General features: G+C 72.5%; 15 protein-coding genes and 4 pseudogenes. 6 read left to right on the plus strand and 13 right to left on the minus strand.

Translation table 11 applies throughout. The features are described from left to right. Positions 1–74 precede the first annotated feature (74 nt). From R2B67_RS32150 to pdxR, 4 genes are all read right to left on the minus strand, one after another. A complete protein-coding gene (locus tag R2B67_RS32150) occupies positions 75–2,777 on the minus strand; it encodes a DUF7824 domain-containing protein (protein ID WP_317823017.1) in 2,703 nt (900 codons plus the stop codon). Next, positions 2,774–4,150: an SWIM zinc finger family protein gene (locus tag R2B67_RS32155; RefSeq protein ID WP_317823019.1), complete on the minus strand. Its 1,377-nt coding sequence runs from the start codon at positions 4,148–4,150 to the stop codon at positions 2,774–2,776. The genes R2B67_RS32150 and R2B67_RS32155 overlap by 4 nt, the downstream gene beginning before the upstream one ends. 108 nt (positions 4,151–4,258) lie before the next feature. Beyond that, the gene (locus R2B67_RS32160) at positions 4,259–5,851 is read right to left on the minus strand and encodes an alkaline phosphatase D family protein (RefSeq protein ID WP_317823021.1); all 1,593 of its coding nucleotides are present in this window, start codon (positions 5,849–5,851) and stop codon (positions 4,259–4,261) included. 161 nt (positions 5,852–6,012) lie between these two features. Continuing rightward, on the minus strand, positions 6,013–7,536 hold the full coding sequence (gene pdxR / locus R2B67_RS32165) for a MocR-like pyridoxine biosynthesis transcription factor PdxR (protein WP_317823023.1): 1,524 nt from the start codon (positions 7,534–7,536) through the stop codon (positions 6,013–6,015). A 47-nt stretch (positions 7,537–7,583) separates the two neighbouring features. Here pdxR and R2B67_RS32170 point away from each other — a divergent pair. Beyond that, a pseudogene (locus R2B67_RS32170) lies at positions 7,584–8,429 on the plus strand (DMT family transporter); the annotation flags it as partial. Positions 8,430–8,444: 15 nt separating this feature from the next. On the opposite strand, the gene R2B67_RS32175 reads toward R2B67_RS32170, so the two are convergent. Then, positions 8,445–9,329: an alpha/beta fold hydrolase gene (locus R2B67_RS32175; RefSeq protein WP_317823025.1), complete on the minus strand. Its 885-nt coding sequence runs from the start codon at positions 9,327–9,329 to the stop codon at positions 8,445–8,447. A gap of 122 nt (positions 9,330–9,451) precedes the next feature. Between R2B67_RS32175 and R2B67_RS32180 the strand changes: the two genes are divergently transcribed. Both R2B67_RS32180 and R2B67_RS32185 read left to right on the plus strand, forming a co-directional pair. Continuing rightward, on the plus strand, positions 9,452–10,336 hold the full coding sequence (locus R2B67_RS32180) for an RNA polymerase sigma-70 factor (protein ID WP_317823027.1): 885 nt from the start codon (positions 9,452–9,454) through the stop codon (positions 10,334–10,336). A gap of 306 nt (positions 10,337–10,642) precedes the next feature. Beyond that, a complete protein-coding gene (locus tag R2B67_RS32185) occupies positions 10,643–11,410 on the plus strand; it encodes a GntR family transcriptional regulator (RefSeq protein WP_317823029.1) in 768 nt (255 codons plus the stop codon). 207 nt (positions 11,411–11,617) lie between these two features. On the opposite strand, the gene R2B67_RS32190 is transcribed toward R2B67_RS32185, so the two are convergent. The 3 genes and pseudogenes from R2B67_RS32190 to R2B67_RS32200 all read right to left on the minus strand — a co-directional run. Continuing rightward, entirely contained in the window at positions 11,618–12,775 is a 1,158-nt protein-coding gene (locus R2B67_RS32190) for an ROK family protein (protein WP_026242235.1), read from the minus strand. A 100-nt stretch (positions 12,776–12,875) separates the two neighbouring features. Beyond that, positions 12,876–13,526 carry a response regulator transcription factor gene (locus R2B67_RS32195; RefSeq protein WP_237324794.1) on the minus strand — a complete coding sequence of 217 codons (651 nt, stop codon included), beginning with the start codon at positions 13,524–13,526 and terminating at the stop codon, positions 12,876–12,878. Then, positions 13,498–13,743: pseudogene (locus R2B67_RS32200) on the minus strand (two-component sensor histidine kinase); the annotation flags it as partial. The gene R2B67_RS32195 and the pseudogene R2B67_RS32200, both read right to left, overlap by 29 nt. 1 nt (position 13,744) lies before the next feature. Here R2B67_RS32200 and R2B67_RS32205 point away from each other — a divergent pair. From R2B67_RS32205 to R2B67_RS32215, 3 genes and pseudogenes are all read left to right on the plus strand, one after another. Further along, positions 13,745–14,155: pseudogene (locus R2B67_RS32205) on the plus strand (ABC transporter ATP-binding protein); the annotation flags it as partial. Further along, positions 14,152–14,882, plus strand: a pseudogene (locus R2B67_RS32210) (ABC transporter permease). The pseudogenes R2B67_RS32205 and R2B67_RS32210, both read left to right, overlap by 4 nt. Before the next feature lie 49 nt (positions 14,883–14,931). Then, entirely contained in the window at positions 14,932–15,366 is a 435-nt protein-coding gene (locus tag R2B67_RS32215; protein ID WP_317823033.1) for a hypothetical protein, read from the plus strand. Positions 15,367–15,400: 34 nt separating this feature from the next. On the opposite strand, the gene mug is transcribed toward R2B67_RS32215, so the two are convergent. From mug to R2B67_RS32240, 5 genes are all read right to left on the minus strand, one after another. Next, positions 15,401–15,958 carry a G/U mismatch-specific DNA glycosylase gene (mug, locus tag R2B67_RS32220; RefSeq protein ID WP_317823035.1) on the minus strand — a complete coding sequence of 186 codons (558 nt, stop codon included), beginning with the start codon at positions 15,956–15,958 and terminating at the stop codon, positions 15,401–15,403. 19 nt (positions 15,959–15,977) lie between these two features. After that, positions 15,978–17,420 carry an adenylosuccinate lyase gene (gene purB, locus R2B67_RS32225; protein ID WP_317823037.1) on the minus strand — a complete coding sequence of 481 codons (1,443 nt, stop codon included), beginning with the start codon at positions 17,418–17,420 and terminating at the stop codon, positions 15,978–15,980. A 124-nt stretch (positions 17,421–17,544) separates the two neighbouring features. Continuing rightward, the gene (locus R2B67_RS32230; protein ID WP_317823039.1) at positions 17,545–18,423 is read right to left on the minus strand and encodes an SGNH/GDSL hydrolase family protein; all 879 of its coding nucleotides are present in this window, start codon (positions 18,421–18,423) and stop codon (positions 17,545–17,547) included. A 114-nt stretch (positions 18,424–18,537) separates the two neighbouring features. Further along, positions 18,538–19,557 carry a hemolysin family protein gene (locus tag R2B67_RS32235; RefSeq protein WP_317823040.1) on the minus strand — a complete coding sequence of 340 codons (1,020 nt, stop codon included), beginning with the start codon at positions 19,555–19,557 and terminating at the stop codon, positions 18,538–18,540. After that, a complete protein-coding gene (locus tag R2B67_RS32240) occupies positions 19,554–20,894 on the minus strand; it encodes a hemolysin family protein (protein WP_317823041.1) in 1,341 nt (446 codons plus the stop codon). The genes R2B67_RS32235 and R2B67_RS32240 overlap by 4 nt, the downstream gene beginning before the upstream one ends. Between the last annotated feature and the right edge of the window lie 86 nt (positions 20,895–20,980).

Consider the following 20,980-nt stretch of genomic DNA (forward strand, 5'->3'; position numbering starts at 1 on the left):
TGATCACGAACACCTTGTGACTGATGGGTTAAGTATGGATCTGATCACCTATCGTCGGTTTTCAGCCGTATTCATCACCTCGTGAAGGCCTTCTCCAGACGCGCGGCCTGCCGGACGGTCTGCGAGGATCCCTTGCGCCCGGCCGTCGCGGCCAGCCCGGCGATCGGCTCGATCCCCTCCGTACCGCAGCGTTCGGCGCACTCCGCCGCCACGGCCAGCAGGTCCCCGATCCCCCGGGGCGCCTTCTCGTACGCCAGCAGGGTGGGCAGCACCCTGGCGAGCACGCCCAGCACCGTCCGGTACGCCCCGGTGGCGGCCGCCGTCCGGGCGGCGTCGGTCAGGCGGTTGACCTTGACCAGGTCGTGGTCGACGAGGACCCCCAGCTCACGCCCGAGCAGCGCCGTGTCCAGCCGTCCCTGAGCGGCCAGCACGAGGAGCGCGTCCACGGCGGATATCCGGTCCTCGGGGTGCCGTGCGCCCAGCCCGTAGGCCAGGGCGAGGTGCGCCGCGACCCCGGCCTCGCCCCCCGTCTCCATCAGCGGCGGCAGGAACCACGCCCCGCCCCTGGGCCCCTCGTCGGCGGTGCGCAGCAGATCCGGCATCAGCCAGGCGGCCAAGGTCTCCCCGTCCTCGGGCAGGGTGGCGGCCCAGTGCGGGCACTGGTCGGTGCCCCAGTGGTAGCACTCCCGTGTGTTGGGCACGTGAGGGCGGCCGAGCCAGTGGAAGGAGCGCGGGAACTCCTGCTGGATCACCAGCCGTTCCCTGGTGGCGAGGAGCACCTGCCGTACCCCCGACGCGGACCGCTGCCACCAGTTGCCGGCCGAGGGCAGGTCGCTGGTGAGACCGTGGCGCAGGACGGGAGCCACCGGCTCGTCGGCCCGTATCCAGGCGGCCAGCCGGTCCCCTTGCGGTGTGGAGAGGGACGCGGCGACCTCGGCGGCCTCCGAATCGCCGCTTCGCCGCACCCGCAGCAGGGCCTGGGAGAAGTCGGCCGGCCCCGGGGCGACGCCGAGGCGCTGATAGGTCCGCAGCCGCTCGACCAGCTCCGCAGCGTCCAGCGAACCGGTGTGCCAGGTCGGTGTGGCGAGCAGGAAGGGGACCCGGTCGGTCGCCACATCACCGGCCGCCTCCCACGCCCGGGCGAGCAGCACCCCGTTCAGCGCCGCGTGGGCGCACGTCCCGGTGCCCGTCCAGCGGTTCTTCCCCTCGACGATGTCCTGGTACGGGACCTGGCCCAGGAGCGAGCCCACCACCAGCGCGAGTGCGTAATCCGTGGTCATGTACGCCGGTTCGGGCTGCTGCTCGATCCCGTGCTCGACGAACCACACCCCGGCCAGAGCCTCCCGCAACGCCTCCGTCAGCTCGGCCCGGTCGGTGCGGGCCACGCGGACGAGCCCGTCCAGCGTGCGCTCGAAGGCGGAGATCCCCGACGCCGCGGCCAGGGCCCCAGGGGTGGAGCCCTGCCAGGAGCGGGACTTCAGCTGGGCCGCCACCTCCTCGACGAGCTCCGCCACGCTCCCCGGCGCCGGGTCCAGCCGGGACAGGACCGGCACGGGCGGCAGCAGCTCCTCGTACGGGCCGTCCGCCGGCGCCTCCTCACCCACCGCCCCGAACAGCGCCGTGACCGCCTCCCGGTGCAGCGGCCCCAACTGCGCGGCAGCGAACGCCAGCTCCTCCCGCAGCGGCGCGTCGTCGGCCGGAAGGTGGCGCGCGATCAGCTTGAGCGCCCGCTCCTGGAGGGCGACGTCCTCGTTCCCGAACGCCTCGGCGACCACCGGGAGCAGCTCACCCGCCGTCGAGGCGTCCCGGCTCAGCACCTTCCCCAGCAGGAGCAACTGGCCCCGCACCAGCTTCTTCTCCCGGCGGAAGAGGACCGAGCCCGACACCTCGGCGAGATCCCCGGTGGACAGCTCGCCCCGTGCGTCCAGCCGCGCGAGCATGTCCTGGGCGTGGGAGGCCACCACCGAGATGCCGTCCGCCGCCATGGCCATCCAGTCGCGGAGGTGAGCCCTCTCCTCGTCCTCCGTGATGCTGAGCTGCTGGAGCACCGTGAGGAAGAACCGCTGGTCACCGGTCTTCCCGCCGCGCACCAGGCGGGTCACGCACCGTTCGGCCAGCTGCGGACGGTCGAGCACGCCCTCCTCGGCGAGCACGCGGAGCGCGGCCGGCCAGTGGTCGGTCGAGTCCGGCATGTCGTACCAGCCGACCTGCGAAGGAAGCTCCCGCATCTCGAAGAGCCGGGGCGCCAGCACGGCCACATGCGGGTCCGAGCGCAGGAGGTCGACCAGCGGCACCCGGCGGCCGGACCTGCCGTGCCACCGTGCCGTACTGATCCGCTCGGCCCAGCCCTCCACCAGGCTGTCCGTCGTCGGGATCGGGCACCCCGCCATCCGTACCAGCTCGCTGATGAACGTGTACTCCGCCTCCGAGTTCAGCGACTTCGCCGCCAGCCGGTGGGCGAGATCGCCGAGCCAGGCCGGATCACGGTCGCCCAGCGCCACCAGGATCAGCGGATACGGGGACCGCGACCAGCTGCGCAGGTCACGGCCGCCGATCCAGGTGGCACAGCCCGCCGCCCCCGTGTGGCAGCCGGCCCCGGCCACCTGGAGGGCCTTGCGGATCTTGTCCTGTCGCTGCCACTCCCAGCCCCGGGCCTCCTTGCGCAGCTCCTTCAACTCGGCCAGGGCCGCTCTGCGTCCGGCCCGGTCCAGCCGGAGCACCAGCGCCGGGACCTCGCGGTGCTGTCCCGCCCGTACCGCGGTGAGCAGGTCGGTCATCGCACACCTCCGGCGACCGTCGCGCCGCGCCGGACCATCGTCACGGCGAGGGCGTGTTTGCACGGGCCCCGCTTGCCCCGGTAGTCCGCCCACCACTGGCAGGTGCAGGTGAGCGCCCCGTCGCCCTCGCGCACCTGGTAGCGCCGGTCGCCGGAGGCCACGTACGCAACCGTCCCGTCCAACGACACCGCCCCCGCACCGGCCAGCTCGCGGGCGGCGACCAGACGCGGGTTGTGACGCTCGGCCCGGTCCGCGTCGTAGGGCAGTTCGCGGTGGAAGTAGGCCGCGTCCGCCAGGTCGTAGCCGACCCGGCCCGCCGTGCCGAGCCGGGTGAGCGCGGCCCGTACCCGCTCGACGCTCAGCCCCGACCGCTCGGCCAGCGTGGCCGGTTCGATCGTGGGCTCCCAGGCGAGCAGGACGGAGACCAGCTCGGCATCGGCCGCCGCCTCATCGGTGGCCAGCGCCGCCAGGACCCCGCCCTCACCCGAGAAGCCGCGCGAGGCATCGGGGGACAGCGTCAGCGTGAGCCGCATGCCCGGCAGGACCACCTCCCAGGCGCTCGCCACCGGCGCACCGTCCGCCACCGGAGGCCCGTACACCCGCAGCGCCGTCGCGTGGCGGAGCACCCGCTGCAACGCCACCAGCCGCTCGGGCCCCGGCAGGCACACCGCGCCCGGCACCGGCCGGGTCGTCGGCCGCAGGGCGGAGCCGGAGGCCACCACCCACTGGGCGCCCCGCGCCGCGTTGCCCGAGCCGCGCGGCAGGGAGCGCAGGAACGCCACCGCCTGCGCCGCCGACAGCTCGGCCCGCAGATCGAACCCGGCCGAGGCCACCTGCGCCTCGGCGAACCCCCGCAGCCACCGGTCCGGCAGCGGCACCTTCTTCTCCACCACCGGCCCGTCCAGCGTGGTGACCGCCAACTCCTCGGGGCCCACCCGCAGATGCAGCGGGTCGTCCGCCGTTATCCGGGACAGGGCGTCCCGCAGCGGATTGTTCACATCCACATTGGTCGTGCCGTGACCGGTCCGCTCACCCTCCAGCCCCTCCTGGAGCACATCGAGGCGCGCGTACACCCCGCAGCAGCCGGAGAACGACTCGAACCGCAGCCGGTCCCCGTTGCCCGTCACCACTGGGTCCAGGGAGGCGGGCAGGGTGCGCTGGTAGTAGCGGGCGGCGGCCACGTCGGCCACCGCCAGCAGCCCGCGGGCGGCGGTGCGCGGGGCGGAGAGGAATCCGGCGAAGAACCGCGGATGCGCCTCCGCCCCGCGCGGGGTGAGACCGCCCGCGGTCTCCAGGCCGAGGGAGGCTCCCACCTGCGAGGACTCCAGGGCGGACGGGCGTGCGTAGGCCAAGGCCTGAACGGATCGGGTCATGGAGAAAACGGTAGGACCCACCACTGACAACGGCCCCTGGCGCAGCCGTCCGCGCAGGTCAGCGGCGCTCCACCGCTGACCTGTTACACGCAAGTCAGCGGCGCTCCCTCACTGACCGACGCGGCCCGGCCGCAGCACCTTGGTGAACAGCACCCCGCCTTCCTCGGCCCGCAGACGTACCGTCAGCTCCGCGCTGTCGCCGTCGATCTCGACCTCTCCGAAGAACTGCGGCGATTCCATCGGCGACACATTGGCCCGGTCCGGCGCCCGGACGAAGACCCGGTCGGGTCCGAAGGTGCCGTCCAGCGCGTTGGCCGGAAATCCCCCTGCGGCCAGCGGACCTGAGACGAACTCCCAGAACGGAGCGAAGTCCTTGAACGCCGCCCGCTCGGGGGCGTAGTGCTGCGCCGAGGTGTAGTGCACGTCGGCCGTCAGCCACAGGGTGCCGGTGACCTTGCGGTGCTTGATGAACCGCAGCAGCTCGGCGATCTGGAGCTCGCGGCCGAGGGGAGCGCCCGGTTCGCCCTGCGCCACCGCCTCGAAGTCCGTCGCCCCGTCCGGCACCACCAGGCCGAGCGGCATGTCGGCCGCGATCACCTTCCACACCGCGCGGGACTCGGCAAGGGAGCGTTTCAGCCAGCGGAGCTGCTCCGCACCGAGGATGCCGGTTGTGTCGTCGGCCTGCCGGTTGGGTGAGTTCCGGTTGCGGTGCGAGCGCATGTCGAGCACGAAGACGTCCAGCAACGGCCCGTGGTGGACGGTCCGGTACATGCGGGAGCGCCGCGAGGAGGTGCCGTACGAGCCGTTCGGCGCCGACACGGGAAAGTACTCGTGGAAGGCGCGTGCGGAGCGGGCCGCGAGGATGTCGACGTTCTTCTCGGTGTAGCGCGCGTCGTCGAGGATCTGGCCGGGGTACCAGTTGTTGCGTACCTCGTGGTCGTCCCACTGGACGACGGAGGGGACCTGCGCGTTGAAGCGCCGGACGTTGTGGTCGAGCAGGTTGTAGCGGAAGTTTCCCCGGTACTCGTCCAGTGTCTCGGCGACCTTGGCCTTCTCCTCGGTCATGACGTTGCGCCAGGTCCGGCCGTCGGGCAGGGTCACGCTCGGCTGGAGCGGCCCGTCCGCGTAGACGGTGTCGCCGCTGCACAGGAAGAAGTCCGGGTCGAGGCGGCGCATCTCCTCGTAGACGCGGTAGCCGCCGATGTCCGGGTTGATGCCCCACCCCTGCCCCGCGATGTCCCCGGACCACAGGAAGCGCACCCCGTCACGGCGCCGGGCCGGAGCGGTACGGAACGTTCCGTACACCGGTTTTCCCGTACGGCGCGGATCGCCCGGGTCCGCCAGCGTGACCCGGTAATGCACCTGCTCGCCCGCCGGGAGGCCGTACAGGGGAGTGGTGCCGGTGAAGTCCGACCCGGGGCCGATCAGCGGCCCGTACCAGCGCCGGGCCCGGCGGAAGGACTCGGTCGACGCGGTCTCCACCAGCATCCGGGCGGGCCGGTCCGACCGCACCCACACCAGCGCCGACGAGGCGGTGACGCTCCCCACCTGCACGCCCCACGCCGCCTCCGGCCGCCCCGCCAGCGCCAGGGCGGGAGCCGCACCGACGGCCGCGGGCAGGGCGGCCGCCGCCGGGACGAGCAGCGAGCCCCGCAGAACGGTACGGCGGCCGGGCGAGGGGATGTGCGGACGGTGCGGCATCGGAGCGCCTCCAGGACGGTGGACGGAACGGGCGGACGGACACCGGGCCGGGGCGGGCCGCAGCGCTCCGCCGGGCCGGAACCGGTCTCCGCCTCCATGCCTAGTGGGCCGCGGAGACCGCCGTCCCAACGCCGGGTGAACGGGGCCGGTCCGATGAGCCGTCAGGCACGAGCACCCGCGCCCGGCCCCTGAGCGCCGGGTTCCTGCGTGCCCGCCCCCTGCGTGCCCGCCCCCTGCGCGGCCGCGAGCATGCCGACGCCCCGGGAGATCTCACCCGCTGCCAGATGGGCGTAGCCGAGTACGAGCGCCACCGTGCCGTCCTTCCGCCCGGCGTCCCCGCAGTCGCTCAGCGGCCGCAGCGCGATGCCCGCCCGGTCCGCACGGCGCAGGAACGCGCCCTCGGGGCCGTACCGTTGCGGCAGCCGCGCGATGATGTGCAGGCCCGCCGCGATACCGCTGACCATCGTGCCGGGGAAGTGCTCGTCGAGCGCGGCCACCAGGGCGTCGCGGCGCTCCCGGTAAGCACGCTGACACCGGCGCAGCTGCCGGTCGTAGGAGCCGCGCACGATGAAGTCGGCCAGCACCGCCTGATCGATGGCGGGGTTGCCGAGGTCCATGGTCCGCTTGCGGGCGACGATGCGGTCGGTCAGCGCGGCGGGAACGATCAGCCAGCCCAGCCGCAGCCCCGGAGCCAGCGACTTGCTCACCGACCCGGTGTACACGACGCGCTCCGGGTCGAGCCCCTGCAAAGCACCCACCGGAGCCCTGTCGTAACGGAAGTCCCCGTCGTAGTCATCCTCCAGGATCACGGCGTCCGCCTCCCGCGCCCAGTCGAGCAACGCACGGCGACGCTCGGCGGAGTAGGCGATTCCGGTCGGGAACTGGTGCGCCGGCGTGGTCACCACGGCGCGCACGCCGGAGCGCCGCAGCGGACCCAGTGCTACCCCCTCCGTGTCGAGGGGCAGTGGAGTCGCGCGCAGGCCGGTCGCCGCGAACAGCGACGCGTGCTCCGGGCTCCCCGGGTCCTCCACCCCGACGGAGGCGAGGCCCTGCTCCCGCAGGACGAAGCCGAGCAGCGTCGTCGCCTGCGCCACCCCGGAGCAGACCACCAGCCGCTCCGGATCGGCCACCACCCCGCGCCGCCGGGCCAGCAGTCCGGCCAGCGCCTCCCGCAGCTCCGGCAGCCCGCGCGGATCGGGGTACCCCAGCGAGCTGTGCGGCAGCCGGCCGAGCACCGTCCGCTGGGTGGCGGCCCACGCGGCGCGCGGGAAGAGCGAGAGGTCGGGTACACCCGGCCGGAAGTCCACCCGCGCGCCCGGCGCGCGCGGCGCCAGATCCCGTACGGAATGCGCCGCCGCGCGCACTCCGTCGCTCACCCAGGTCCCCGCGCCCTGCCCGCTGCGCAGATAGCTCTCGGCGGTCAGCTGCTCGTACGCCTCGGTGACCAGACCGCGCGACACCCCCAGATCCGCGGCGAGTTCCCGGCTGGACGGCAGTCTCGTACCCGCGGCGAGACGGCCCGAGCGGACGGCCTCGCGCAGCGCGGACCGGAGCGCGCGCCCCCGCCCGCGCGCCGGCGCGGCGGCGGCGGGCAGCAGCAACTCCCAGGCCGGTGAGGTGGAATCGAGACCGCCGGATCCGCCGTGGCCGCCTCCACCGGTCGAATTGGTCCCCGAAGACGTCATGGAAGTGGACCTTAAACCGGTCCGGTCCCGAACTTAGCGTCACCGTCATGAACGCGAACTCTCTGCGCGGGGCCCTCCTGGCGGCCTTCGCCTGTGTGCTGGTGGGGGCCTCCTTCACCGCCAACAGTGTCCTCGGCGACTACCCGTACGCGGGCGGCCAGGCGCTCCGCTACGGCCTGGCCGCCCTGCTGCTGGCCGCTCTGCTGAGGCGGGGCCCCGACCCCGTGGCCGTTCCGCTCCGGAGCCTTTCCGGGCGCCACTGGATGCGGCTCGGCCTGCTGGCGGCGGTCGGGATGGTCGGCTTCAACCTGGCGGTCCTGGCGGCGGAACGCACCGCGGAGCCGGCCGTTCCGGGCGTCTTCGTCGGCTGCGCGCCTATCGTCGTCGGCGTCCTGGTCCCCCTCCTGGAGAACCGCCGCCCGTCCCGTGTCACCTTGTACGCCGCCGGGCTCGTCGCCGCCGGAGCGTTCACGGTCCAGGGCTGGGGGCGCACCGACCTGGCGGGGATCTGCTGGTCGGTGGGCGCGCTGGCGGGCGAGACCGGCTTCGCGGTGCTGGCCGTTCCGGTGCTGCGACCGCTCGGCCCGAAGCTGCTCGCGGCGACGGTGTGCGCGATCGCGGCCGTCCAGTCCACGCTGCTCGGGCTGGTGGTGGACGGCGGCGCGTTCCTGCGGGTGCCGACAGCGGCCGAGACGACGGCCCTGCTCTGGCAGGCCGTCGTCGTGACCGTGATCGGCTTCGTCTGCTGGTACATCGGCCTGCAGCGCATCGGGGCCGAACGCGCCACCCTCTTCTCCGGCCTCATCCCGGTCTCCGCCGCGCTGACCGCGCCGCTCGTCGGAGCGGGGACGTACGGCCTGGCGCAGGGCGCGGGGAGCCTGCTCGTCGGCGCCGGGGTGGCGCTCGGCTCAGGCGTCCTGCGGCGCCGCGAGGCGGGCGGGGCGGTGAAGCGCCCCGTCCCCTCCGCGGCTGGTGTCGAGGATGACGCGGGCCACCAGGGCCGGGTCGTCGTTCATGGGCACGTGCCCGCAGCCGGGCAGCCGCACGAGCCTGGCCTCAGGGATCACGTGCTTGGCGCGGATGCCCTGCCTCCGGAGCAGGATGCGGTCGCGGGTGCCCCAGGCGACGGTGACGGGGATGCCCTCCACATCGTCGGTGAAGGAGACGCTCCCGCCGGCGGCCAGCGTCTGGTGGAAGCCGGTCGCTCCCCGCAGGGCCAGGGTCTCGGCGACGACGGCCTCGGGTGAACGCCTGCCGGGCCGGGCGTAGATCGTGCTGGTCAGCGCCGTACGCCCGGCCGCGCTGCGCGACAGCCGCTCGATCGCGGGCACCGGGAGGGCCAGCGCGGCGCGGCGCATCGCCCGCAGGGTCGTGAAGGCGTAGCGGCGCTCCGGCTCGTTCCAGAAACCCGCGGGCGACAGGGCGGTCACCGAGCGGACCAGCCCCGTGCGCCCCAGCTCCAGGGCGAACAGGCCCCCGAGGGAGTTGCCGGCCACATGCGGGCGGTCGAGGCCCAGCGCCTCGAAGAGGGTCCCGAGGACCGCGGTGACCGCCTCCAGCGTGTACGGAACTCCGTCCGGCAGACCGGGGGAGGCGCCGAAGCCGGGCAGGTCGAGGGCTATCACCTCGCGCTCGGCGGCCAGGATCCGCGTCACCGGGTCCCAGGCCTGGTGGTGGTGGCCGATGCCGTGGAGCAGGACCAACGGCTCTCCCGCACCGGTCCGTTCGTACTCCACCGAGACCGGACGGGGGCCGTGCGCCGAATCGACGGTGAAGGAGACCGTGGTGGTCATGGAGCTGCTCCCTGGAGTGGGTAGACATCGCGTCAACAACAATTACCGTCCGGTAGCTTGGAGTTCAAGGGCTGCGGCGATTCCCGCTGGACACCACCGGGCGTGTCGGCTGGGATGGACCGGTGACAGCCGACCCCGCGACCGACGTCTTCGAAGAGCACCGGCCCGTCCTCACCGGCGTCGCCTACCGCATGCTCGGCCGCGTCGCCGACGCCGAGGACGTCGTGCAGGAGGCGTGGCTGAGGTGGTCGTCCGCGGGCCAGGACGGCGTCCGCGAGCCGCGAGCCTTCCTTGTGCGGATCACCACACGGCTGGCCATCGACCGGCTGCGCCACCTGAAGTCGCGCCGGGAGGCGTACGTCGGTCCCTGGCTGCCCGAACCGGTGGTCACGGACTTCGGGGCGGCCGTGCCCGACGCGGCGGAGCGGGCCGTCCTCGCCGACTCCGTCTCCCTCGCCGTGCTGGTCGTCCTCGAATCGCTCTCGCCGCTGGAGCGCGCCGTCTTCGTGCTCCGGGAGGCCTTCGGCTTCCCGTACGCCGAGATCGCCACCGCTCTCGACCGCACCGAGGCGGCCGTCCGGCAGCTCGCCGGGCGCGCCAGGCGCCACGTGGACGAGCGCAAGCCGCGCTACGACGTCGACCCGGGGGAGCGCCGGGACCTCACCGAGCGGTTCCTGGCCGCCGCGTCCGGGGGCTCCATCGAGCAGCTGATGGCACTCCTGGCGCCGGACGTCCGGCTCGTCAGCGACGCGGGCGGCAAGGCGAAGGCCGCGCGGCGGGTCATCGAGACCGCCGACAAGGTCGGCCGCTTCCTCGCCGCGGTCGGCCAGGAGGTGGGGCCGGACTGGGACATGCGCGTCGCGGAGTTCAACGGTGGACCCGCCGTGGCGTGCTTTGTCGGAGGAAAGCCGGATACTTTCTTCCAGGTGGAGGTCCGGGACGGCGCCATTCAATGCATCTATATCGTTCGTAATCCGGACAAGCTCGCGGGTCTCTCCGCCGTGTAGTCGGTCCGCTGCGTGGCCGGTCGACTTTCCCGGCCAAGAGGAATCCGGACGATCCTCCTCCGCGACCGGACCGTGACCGATCCGCAGAAGCCCCATCACCGGCCCGGTGGTGGGGCTTCATGCTGCGCGCGGCTCACGGCACCACGAACGTCTTGTGAACGCTCTGCGCCAAAGTCCCGTTTCGTTCCGTTACGGAATAAGGATTGGTCTTGACCAAGGGGGTGCGCCACCCTAAGGTCACCTTAAGGCAGGAACCTTTAATAAATAGCGTCGCGGAAAAGTCGCTGGGCGATTGCGGAGGACTTGGTGGGGACCACGCAGCTGGAATCGGTGCAGGAGCCGAAGTACTGGCACCTCAAGACCGTGCTCAGTGAGGCACTCGACTCGGACTTCGCGGTGGGTGAGATCCTGCCCAACGAGCGGGACCTCGCGGCACGGTTCGGCGTCGCGCGTGCCACGCTCCGGCAGGCTCTGGAGCAGCTCGAACTGGAAGGCAGGCTGCAGCGCCGCCGAGGCGTCGGCACGACCGTCGCCCCGCCGCGCGTGGGCGTCGCCGTCTCCACCGCCCAGCACGAGTGGACGGGCGGGGTGGCCGGCGAGGCATGGCAGCCCGTCGACTGCGCGAGCGAGGCCGCCCCGAGCGCCGTGGCCGCCATGCTCGGCACCGGAACCGAGCCCGTGCACGTGGTGCGCCGCATCCGCGACACCCATGGCCAGGCGGTGGCGGCCGAGCTTCTCTATGTGCCCGCCTCCTCGGTGCCCGACCTCTCCGCGATCGACGCGCCGTCCGGCACCGTGCGCGCCCGGGCTGTCCTGCGCGAGCTGCACCGGCTGGGCCTGGAGGGGCAGGACCGCTCCGTCGAGCTCGGATCGGCGCGCGCGGACGACGCCAAGGAGCTGGACCGGCTCCCCGGCGCACCCGTCCTCGTCGTCACCACCCGGTACTTCGCCGCTGGCGGTACGGCCGCGGTATCCATCGCCACCTACCGGGCGGACACCTGCCGGCTCACCTTCGGGGACTCCGGCGCCCTGGAGATCAGCCACGACGAGCAGCAGGAGCGCCAGGCTTCCTGACGCCCCGCGCGCCGGGAGCCTGCGGGCCGCCGCAGCCCGGCAGACTCCGGGCCCCGTGAACAGCGCCACCCGATGGCGGTCCGCCGGTAATCCGGCCGGGCCGCCATCAGCGCGTCTCCTGCCCCGCCCGCGCTCAGCGAACGCCGGCCCGGTCCGGTCCTGTGGCGGCACCTCTGAGGCAGTGCGCCCACCTCGGCCCGTCCGCGATCAACGGCGGGCCGTCACCGCGCCCTCCACGGCGAACAGCTGCTCCTCGACATGGTCCAGCGCCAGCCGCAGGGCCCCCGTCGCGACCGCGGCCTCGCCGAGCAACGACAGCGTCACCCTTGGCGGGCGCAGACAGTAGCGGGCCAGCTCCGCGCGCAGCGGCTCCAGCACCCCGTCCAGGCCGGCCGCCCAGCCCCCGACCACCACCAGCTCCGGGTCGAGCGCCAGCGCCAGGGCCGCCACATCGTGCACGAGCCGCTGGAGGAACCGCTCGACGGCCGCCTGCGCCTCCGCGTCGCCCTGCCGTGCCTTGGCGAACACCACCGCCACCGCCTGCTCGTCCAGGGGTTCCAGCGGGGTGCCCGTGGTCGACAGCAGATGCTCCGGAGTCACGTCCCTGCCCAACAGGTGCAGAGCACCGATCTCCCCGGCCGCCCCGCCGAACCCCCGGTGCAGACGCCCGCCGATCAGCGAACCGGCTCCCGGACTCAGCCCCGCCAGGACGAAGACGATGTCGTCGGACTCGGTCGCCGCGCCCTTCCAGTGCTCGGCGACGGCGGCGGCATTGGCATCGTTCTCGACGAGGACCGGGCAGCGGAACGAACGCCGCAGCCGCTCCCCGAGCGCGAGCCCCGTCCACCCCGGCAGCGCCGTGCCCAGCCGGACGGTCCCATCGGCCTCCACGATGCCGGGGCTGCCGACGCCGACGGCCCGCAGACTGCTCCGGGCCACCCCCGTCCGGCGCAGCAGGTCCGCGATCACGGCTCTCACCTGGTCGAGCCGTTCGTCCGCATCCGCCGTCTCCGACACCGTGCGGGAACCCGCCCCGGTCACCCGGCCGTCGAGCCCCGACAGGAGCGCCGAAACCCGGTGCGGGCCGATCTCGACGCCCAGCAGATGCCCGGCCTCGGCCCGGAAGCGGAACCGGCGGGCAGGCCGTCCCTGGCGCCGCGCCTCACTCTCGTCGGGCAGGGCCTCGACGACCAGACCGGCCTCGAACAGCCCCTCGACCACGCCTTCGACCGTCGGACGGGAGAGACCCGTGATCCGGGTCAGGTCCGTGAGCGTCGGCGAGCCGGCCCCCCTCAGGGCGTGCAGTACCACCGCTGAATTGATCCGCCGCAGCAGCGACGGATCTCCCCCGGTCAGCCGGCTCACGGTGTGTCCTCCCAGCTCGTGCGCATGTCTGCCGGATCGTACTCGCTGCTCGCAGGCCCTGCGAGCAGCTCCGCAAGCCGGTATCGAGCCGCAACCTGCGTCAGCTCGGAGCCACAAAACCGGACTCGTACGCCGCGATGACCGCCTGCGTACGGTCCCGGGCACCCAACTTCCCGAGAATCGAACTGACATGGGACTTCACCGTCTCGATCCCGACGGTCAGCCCGGCGGCGATCTCCGCGTTCGACAGACCCCGGGCCACCAACCGGAGCACTTCCTCCTCCCGGTCGGTGAGCGCGGCCCTCTCCAGGGCCGCCCGCGCCTCGTTCGTGCCGTACTCGGCCGCGAGCTGCCGGACCGCGGCGGGGAACAGCAGCGACTCCCCCTCGGCCACCAGACGCACGGCGTGCACGATCTCCGCGGGCCTCGCGCGCTTGAGCAGGAAGCCGTCGGCCCCGGCCCGCAGCGCCTCGTAGACGTACTCGTCGTTCTCGAACGTCGTGACGACCAGGATCTTCGGCGGGTCCGGCACGGTCCGCAGGACCAGCCGGGTCGCCTCGATGCCGTCCATCAGCGGCATCCGCACGTCCATGGCCACCACATCGGGACGCAGCCGGTTCACGAGAGGGATCACCGCGGCACCGTCCGCCGCCTCACCCACCACCTCGATGTCGGGCTGAGCCTCCAGCACGGCACGCAGGCCGGCCCGGACGAGCGGTTCGTCATCGACCAGAAGAACGGTGAACGGCATCCGACCAGCGTATGCCGTCCAGCGGGAGGCTCACGCTCACCCTCCACTCGTCCTCCCGCGACTCCGTACGCGCCTTCCCGCCCAGCAGCGCGGCCCGCTCCCGAATGCCCCGCAGGCCACTGCCGCTCCCCGGCAGACCGGCCGCCCCCGAAAGCGGGTTGGCCACCTCCAGCTCCAACCGCCCGTCGTCCACCGCGATGGTCACCCGGACGGAGACCCGCGAGGGCCGGACGGTCCTGGTCTCCAGCCACCTCATGAACGAGACCGCCTCCTTCGCCGACCACCTGGTGGTGCTCGGCCGGGGCCGCCTCCTCGCCGACCTGCCCATGCGGGAGTTCCTCGACTCCCGCAGCCGCCCCCGTGTCCACCTGCGCACGACCGAACAGGACAGGCTCCGATCGGCGCTGGCCACCAGGGGACTGACCGCCGCACAGACCGAGGACGGCCGCTGGGTGATCGACGGTGTCACGGCGGAGGCGATCGGCACGCTCGCCGCCGACGAGGGCATCCCCCTCCTCGAACTGGCCGACGAACGGGCCACATTGGAACAGGCCTACCTCGACCTCACCTCGGACGACACGCCCTTCGCCGCATCGACCACCAGCATCCGCCAGGAGGCGCGACCATGACACCGACGGCAGTACTCCACTCCGAGTGGATCAAGATCAGATCGGTACGGTCGCTCTACGGCTCCCTGGTGGCCGTCCTCGCGACCACGCTCACGGTCACCGTCCTCGCCCTCGGGACCGTCGGTCAGGAACAGGCGGAGCGGGCAGGAGCCGAACCGGTCTTCGACGCCTTCTACGCACTGAACTTCGGACAGATCGCGGCCATCGCGTTCGGTGCGGCGGCGGTCTCCTCGGAGTTCCTCGGCGGCGCCCTGCGCATATCGCTCGCCGCGGTGCCCCGCCGCTCCCTTTTCTACGCCGCGAAGATGACGGCCATCGGCGGGTCGGCGCTCGTGGTCGGGCTGGTGACCAGCTTCACCGCGTTCCTGGTCGGCCAGCTCTTCCTGGGGGAGCACGCGATCGGCCTCGGACACCCCGGCGTGCGGCTGTCGGGGGAGGGATCTACCTCGCGCTGATGGCGCTGTTCGCGGCGGGGCTCACGGCGCTCCTGCGTAGCGCGGTCGCGGTGCTCAGCCTCCTCATACCCTTCCTCCTGATCGTCCCCTTCGTCTTCACCGACATAGCCACCGCGGTGGCGCAGTATCTTCCGGACCGTGCCGGGCAGTTGGTGCTCCACCAGAATCCGGAGGGCAGCCTGGGGCCATGGTCGGGACTGGCCGTGACAGCGGCCTGGGCGGCGGCCGCGCTCCTGGCGGGCTGGTGGGCCGTGCGCCGGCGCGACGCCTGAGCCCGGGGGCAGGGCATCGCCTGTCAGTGCCGGACGGTTTACTGACGTCATGACGACCGCACACCATCTCCGCCTCATCGACGGGATGTGCACCGGGGACTTCCCCCGGGAGCGCACCCCGTCGGTCTCGGGAGTCAGCGGACCCGGCTATCACACGGCATTCCTGCGCACCGGCCATGAACCATGGGACGACGAACCGGCCGGCCCGGAGCACCGGGCCCAATGCCTGGCGGAGCACGACGCGCTGCTCACGCTCCTCACCGCCCGCTGGGGCGAACCTCAGGTGATGAGCCTGTGGAGCGCCCAGGAGCGGATGCTTGCGGGCGAAGTGATATCGGACCCCTGGGCGGACCCGGTGGCCGGATGTGAGTTCGTCCGACTGTGGCGGGTGGAGGAGCGGTGGGTCGCGATCGGGCTGGTTCTGGAAGAGGAGGGGCCGGGCTGCGAGGTGACGGTGCTGGTGACGGTCATCGACCCGCCCTGATACGGACGGAGGGGGCCGGCGGTCGGTGAGGCTGTCAGCCGGGGGAGTCCGGTGCTGATGCCGGGACGGCCGCACGGAGGCGGGCGTACTCCTCGGCCATCGTGTCGATCGTCCAATGGGCGTTGAGGCCGCTGGGGTTGGGCAGAGCCCACACGTGGGCACCACCGATCGTGCGCTCCTGCCGACCGATCCGTGCGCGGGGCTCCCCGAAGGCCGTGCGGTAGGCGGTGATGCCGACGACCGCGAGCCACGCCGGCGCGAGCCGCTCGACCCTCTCGGTCAGCGCTGCCCCGCCCTCCCGGAACTCCTCCGCCCCGAGCTCGTCCGCACGAGCCGTCGCCCGGGCCACCACATTGGTGATGCCGAGACCGAGGGGCAGAAGTTCGGACTGCTCCGAGGGCAGCAGCTGCCGCGGTGTGAAGCCCGAACGGTGGAGGACCGGCCAGAACCGGTTGCCGGGGTGGGCGAAGTGATGACCCGTGGCAGCGGTCATCAAGCTCGGATTGATCCCGCAGAAGAGCACGCGCAGACCGCCCGCGGCCACATCGGGGACGATGCGGTTGCGGGCGGCGCGAAGCTCCTCGGGGGTCATACGGTGAACGCGGCGCCGGTCAGAGGATCGAGCCGGGGGCGTACGCCGCGGCCTGGGGGTGCTGCTTGGTGATCTCCTCGATCCGGGACACCAGCACCGTCACCTGGTCGCCCGCCGCGCCCGTGAACGAGAGCTTGTCCGCCATCAGGGCGTCCAGCTCCGCCCGGTCCAGCGGGATGCGCTCGTCGGCGGCCAGCTTGTCGAGCAGCTCGTTGCGCTCGGCACCCTGCTCCCGCATCGCCAGTGCGGAGGCGACCGCGTTCTCCTTGATCGCCTCGTGGGCCACCTCGCGGCCCACTCCGGCCCGCACGGCGCCCATGAGGACCTTGGTCGTCGCCAGGAAGGGAAGGTAACGGTCCAGTTCACGAGCGACGACGGCGGGGAACGCGCCGAACTCGTCCAGCACCGTCAGGAAGGTCTCCAGCAGACCGTCGAACGCGAAGAAGGCGTCGGGCAGCGCCACCCGGCGGACCACAGAACAGGACACGTCGCCCTCGTTCCACTGGTCACCCGTCAGCTCACCCGTCATCGAGGCGTAGCCCCGCAGGATCACCATCAGGCCGTTGACCCGCTCGCAGGAGCGCGTGTTCATCTTGTGCGGCATCGCGGACGAGCCGACCTGGCCGGGCTTGAAGCCCTCCGTCACCAGCTCGTGGCCGGCCATCAGCCGGATGGTCTTCGCCACCGACGAGGGCGCCGCGGCGAGCTGCACCAGGGCGGTCACCACGTCGTAGTCGAGGGAGCGGGGGTAGACCTGGCCGACCGAGGTGAACGCCTCGGCGAAACCGAGGTGTCCGGCGATGCGCTGTTCCAGGTCGGCGAGCTTGTCCGCGTCACCGCCCAGGAGGTCCAGCATGTCCTGCGCCGTACCGACCGGGCCCTTGATCCCGCGCAGCGGGTAACGGGAGAGGAGGTCCTCCAGCCGGCCGTAGGCCACCAGCAGCTCGTCGGCCGCTGTCGCGAAGCGCTTGCCGAGCGTCGTCGCCTGCGCGGCGACATTGTGCGAACGGCCGGCGATCACGAGCTCGCGGTACTCCGCCGCGAGCTTGCCGAGCCGGGCCAGCACGGCCACGGTGCGGTCGCGCATCAGCTCCAACGAGAGGCGGATCTGCAGCTGCTCGACGTTCTCCGTCAGATCCCGGGAGGTCATGCCCTTGTGGACCTGCTCATGACCCGCGAGAGCGTTGAACTCCTCGATCCGGGCCTTCACGTCATGCCGGGTGATCTTCTCGCGCTCGGCGATCGACGCCAGATCGACCTGGTCGAGCACACGCTCGTAATCGGCCAGCGCTTCGTCCGGCACCTCGATCCCGAGGTCCTTCTGAGCGCGCAGCACCGCCAGCCACAGCTGACGCTCCAGCTTCACCTTCTGCTCGGGGGACCAGAGGACGGCCAGCTCCGTGGAGGCGTAGCGGCCGGCCAGGACATTGGGGATGCGAGGCTTCGCAGACACAGCAGTCACGTGAACAGATTCTACTGTCGGTTTCTGCAGGCCAGCGCCGCGGGCCTCTTTGTGGCTTGCTACGAAGACCGGCTACGAAGACCGGCTACAAAGACCGGCTACGAGGACTCGCTACGAAGACCCGTTACGAGGGCCGGTCACGAGGACGCGGGGGACGCGCGCCCTCCTCGGGCGAGGTCCGGCGCCAGCCCGTCACCGGGCCCGGGGCCTCGGCGTCCGCGGGCGTGATCCAGAAGCCCGATGCCGTCCCCGGGTCGAACTGGGCGCCCCACCGGCCGTCGCCGGAGGACCGGCCGGTGAGCCGACGGCCGATCCAGGGACCCAGGTGGCGGCGGGCAAAGCGGATGTCGTCGGCCCGCCGGTTCGCCCAGCGCGGCGGCAGTGATGCGGGGACCGGGGCCTGCCAGTCGAGCTCGGGCGGGAGCCCCAGCGTCTGCCAGACCGCTTCCGCCACCCGCCGGTGCCCTTCGGCGGCGAGGTGCAGCCGGTCGGCGTCCCACACGCGCGGGTCGCTGAGCGAGCGCGCGGAGTAGAGGTCGACCACCGCGGCTCCGTGCCGGCCCGCCAGGTCGTCGATCAGGGCGAACAGCGCCTCCATCCGAGGACGGAACCGGTCGAACACCGGGCCGTTGCGCCCGGGGCTGCGCATCAGCACCAGCTGCTTGCAGGACGGGGCCAGCCGCTCCACGGCCTCTTCCAGCCGCCCCCTGACCATGCCCATGTCGCACTTCGGGCGCAGCGTGTCGTTCAGCCCGCCCACGAGGGTCACCACATCGGCCTGCATCGCCGCCGCCGCGCCCACCTGCTCGTCGACGATCTGGCTGATGAGCTTTCCGCGTACGGCGAAGTTGGCGTACCGGAAGCCGGGGGACCGGGCCGCGAGCCGGGAGGCCAGGACATCGGCCCAGCCCCGGTAGGTGCCGTCGGGGAGCAGGTCCGACATGCCCTCGGTGAAGGAGTCGCCGACCGCGACGAAGCTGGTGTAGGAGGCATTCAATTCCATGGCCCGGCGATTCTATCGCGTACGACTCCCGTACCGTCCGGCCGGTACGGGAGCCGTCACGTAGCGGGAACGGGAGCCGTCACATGGAGGGCACGCGAGTCGCCGGCCCGGCGTTCAGCGGGACTGCGTCCGGCCGACCAGCTCGCGCAGGACGTCCTCCAGCGTGACCATGCCGACCAGCCGGTCCCCGTCGTCGAGGACCACCGCGAGATGGGTCCGGCTACGCCGCAGCGCGGTCAGCACGTCGTCCAGCGGGGTCGACGCGCGGACCCGGGCGATCGGCCGCAGAGCGGTCACCGGGAACGGCGCGTCCCGGGGCGTTGCGTCCAGGGCGTCCTTCACATGGAGGTAGCCCAGGATGCGGCCCTCGCCGTCCATCACCGGGAAGCGGGAGAACCCGGACACGTGCGAGAGCCGCTCCAGGTCCTCGGGGGTGGTGCCGACCCGGGTGTACAGCACCCGGTCCACCGGCATGACCACATCCCGTACCGGACGCCGACCCAGCTCCAGGGCGTGGTGCAGCCGCTCCGCCGAGCGGTCGTCGACCAGCCCCGCGTCCCCGGCGTCCTTCACCAGCCGGGCCAGTTCGTCGTCCGAGAACGTCGCGGACACCTCGTCCTTCGTCTCCACCCGCAGGAGCTTGAGCAGGGCGTTGGCGAACGCGTTGATCGCGAAGATCACCGGACGCAGCGCACGCGCCACCGCGACCAGCGGCGGACCCAGGAGCAGCGCGCTGCGCGCCGGTTCGGCCAGCGCGATGTTCTTCGGCACCATCTCGCCCAGCAGCATGTGCAGATACGTCGCCACGCTCAGCGCGATCGCGAACGAGAGCGGGTGCACCAGCCCGTGCGGCACCCCCACCGCGTCGAAGACCGGCTCCAGCAGATGGGCGATGGCCGGCTCGGCCACGATGCCCAGCACCAGGGTGCAGAGCGTGATGCCGAGCTGGGCGGCGGCCAGCAGCGCCGAGACGTGCTCCAGCCCCCAGATGACACTGCGGGCCCGCTTGTCGCCGGCCTCGGCCTGAGGCTCGATCTGGCTGCGGCGTACGGAGATCAGGGCGAACTCCGCGCCCACGAAGAAGGCGTTGAGCACCAGGGTCAGCAGACCGATGAAGAGCTGAAGGACGATCACCGGCCCTCCTCCTCCGTCCGCTCCTCGGCACCGGGCGGCGGCGCGTGCAGCAGCGCCCGCGCGGCCCGGCGGCCCGTGGCGTCCACCACGTCGATCCGCCACCCCGCCAGCTCGACGGTGTCGTCCACCGTCGGGATCCGTCCGAGCTCGGCGGCGATCAGCCCGGCCAGCGTCTCGTAGGGCCCGTCGGGCACCCGCAGCCCGATCCGGCCCAGCTGGTCGGTGCGGGCCGCCCCGTCGGCCGACCACAGGGTGCGGCCGTCGGCGTCCTCACCGGCGGCCGCCAGGTCGGGCGTCTCGTGCGGATCGTGCTCGTCGCGGACCTCGCCGACGACCTCCTCCACGATGTCCTCCAACGTCACGACCCCCGCCGTACCGCCGTACTCGTCGATCACCACCGCCATGGCAAGCTTGCCGGACAGCTGGTCCAGCAGCCGGTCGACGGTGAGCGTCTCCGGTACGAGGAGGGGTTCACGCAGCATCTCCGAGACCCGCTTACGGGGGCGCTCGTCGGCCGGGACCGCCAGCACGTCCTTGATGTGGGCCACGCCGACCACGGTGTCCAGACTGCCCCGGTAGACGGGGAAGCGGGAGAGACCGGTGGCACGGGTCGCGTTGGCCACGTCCTCGGCCGTCGCCCGCACCTCCAGCGCGGTCACCTGGACCCGAGGGGTCATCACGTTCTCCGCGGTCAGCTCCGCCAGATTCAGGGTCCGTACGAAGAGTTCGGCGGTGTCCGCCTCCAGCGCCCCCTCCTTCGCGGAGTGCCGCGCCAGCGCCACCAGCTCCTGCGGGCTGCGGGCGGAGGCCAGCTCCTCGGTCGGCTCCAGACCGAAGCGGCGCACGATCCGGTTGGCCGTGTTGTTGAGGTGGCTGATGAAGGGCCGGAACACCGCGGTGAACACCCGCTGCGGGGTGGCGACCGCCCTGGCCACCGACAGCGGCGAGGAGATCGCCCAGTTCTTCGGCACCAGTTCGCCGACCACCATCAGGACCACCGTGGACAGCGCCGTACCGATGACGAGGGCCAGCGTGGACGCCGCGGCCGGAGGCAGCCCGGCGGCCTCCACCGGGCTGCGGATCAGCTTGGCGATCGACGGCTCGGAGAGCATGCCGATCACCAGATTGGTGACGGTGATCCCGAGCTGCGCGCCGGAGAGCTGGAAGGTCAGGCTGCGTACGGCCTTCAGGGCGCTCGACGCACCCCGGTCACCCCGCTCGACGGCCCGCTCCAGCTCGCCGCGCTCCACCGTGGTCAGCGAGAACTCCGCCGCCACGAAGGCGCCGCACGCGACACAGAGCAGAAGGGCGACGAGCAGCAGAAGCACTTCGGTCATCGGTTCACCTCCGTCCCATGATCGGGCAGGGGCAGAAGGATCGCGCGATGTCGGCGGCTGCGGCTACGGGGAGGCTCGCCCATGGG

The organism is Streptomyces cyaneofuscatus (assembly GCF_033109485.1).
GTDB classification, from domain to species: domain Bacteria; phylum Actinomycetota; class Actinomycetes; order Streptomycetales; family Streptomycetaceae; genus Streptomyces; species Streptomyces cyaneofuscatus.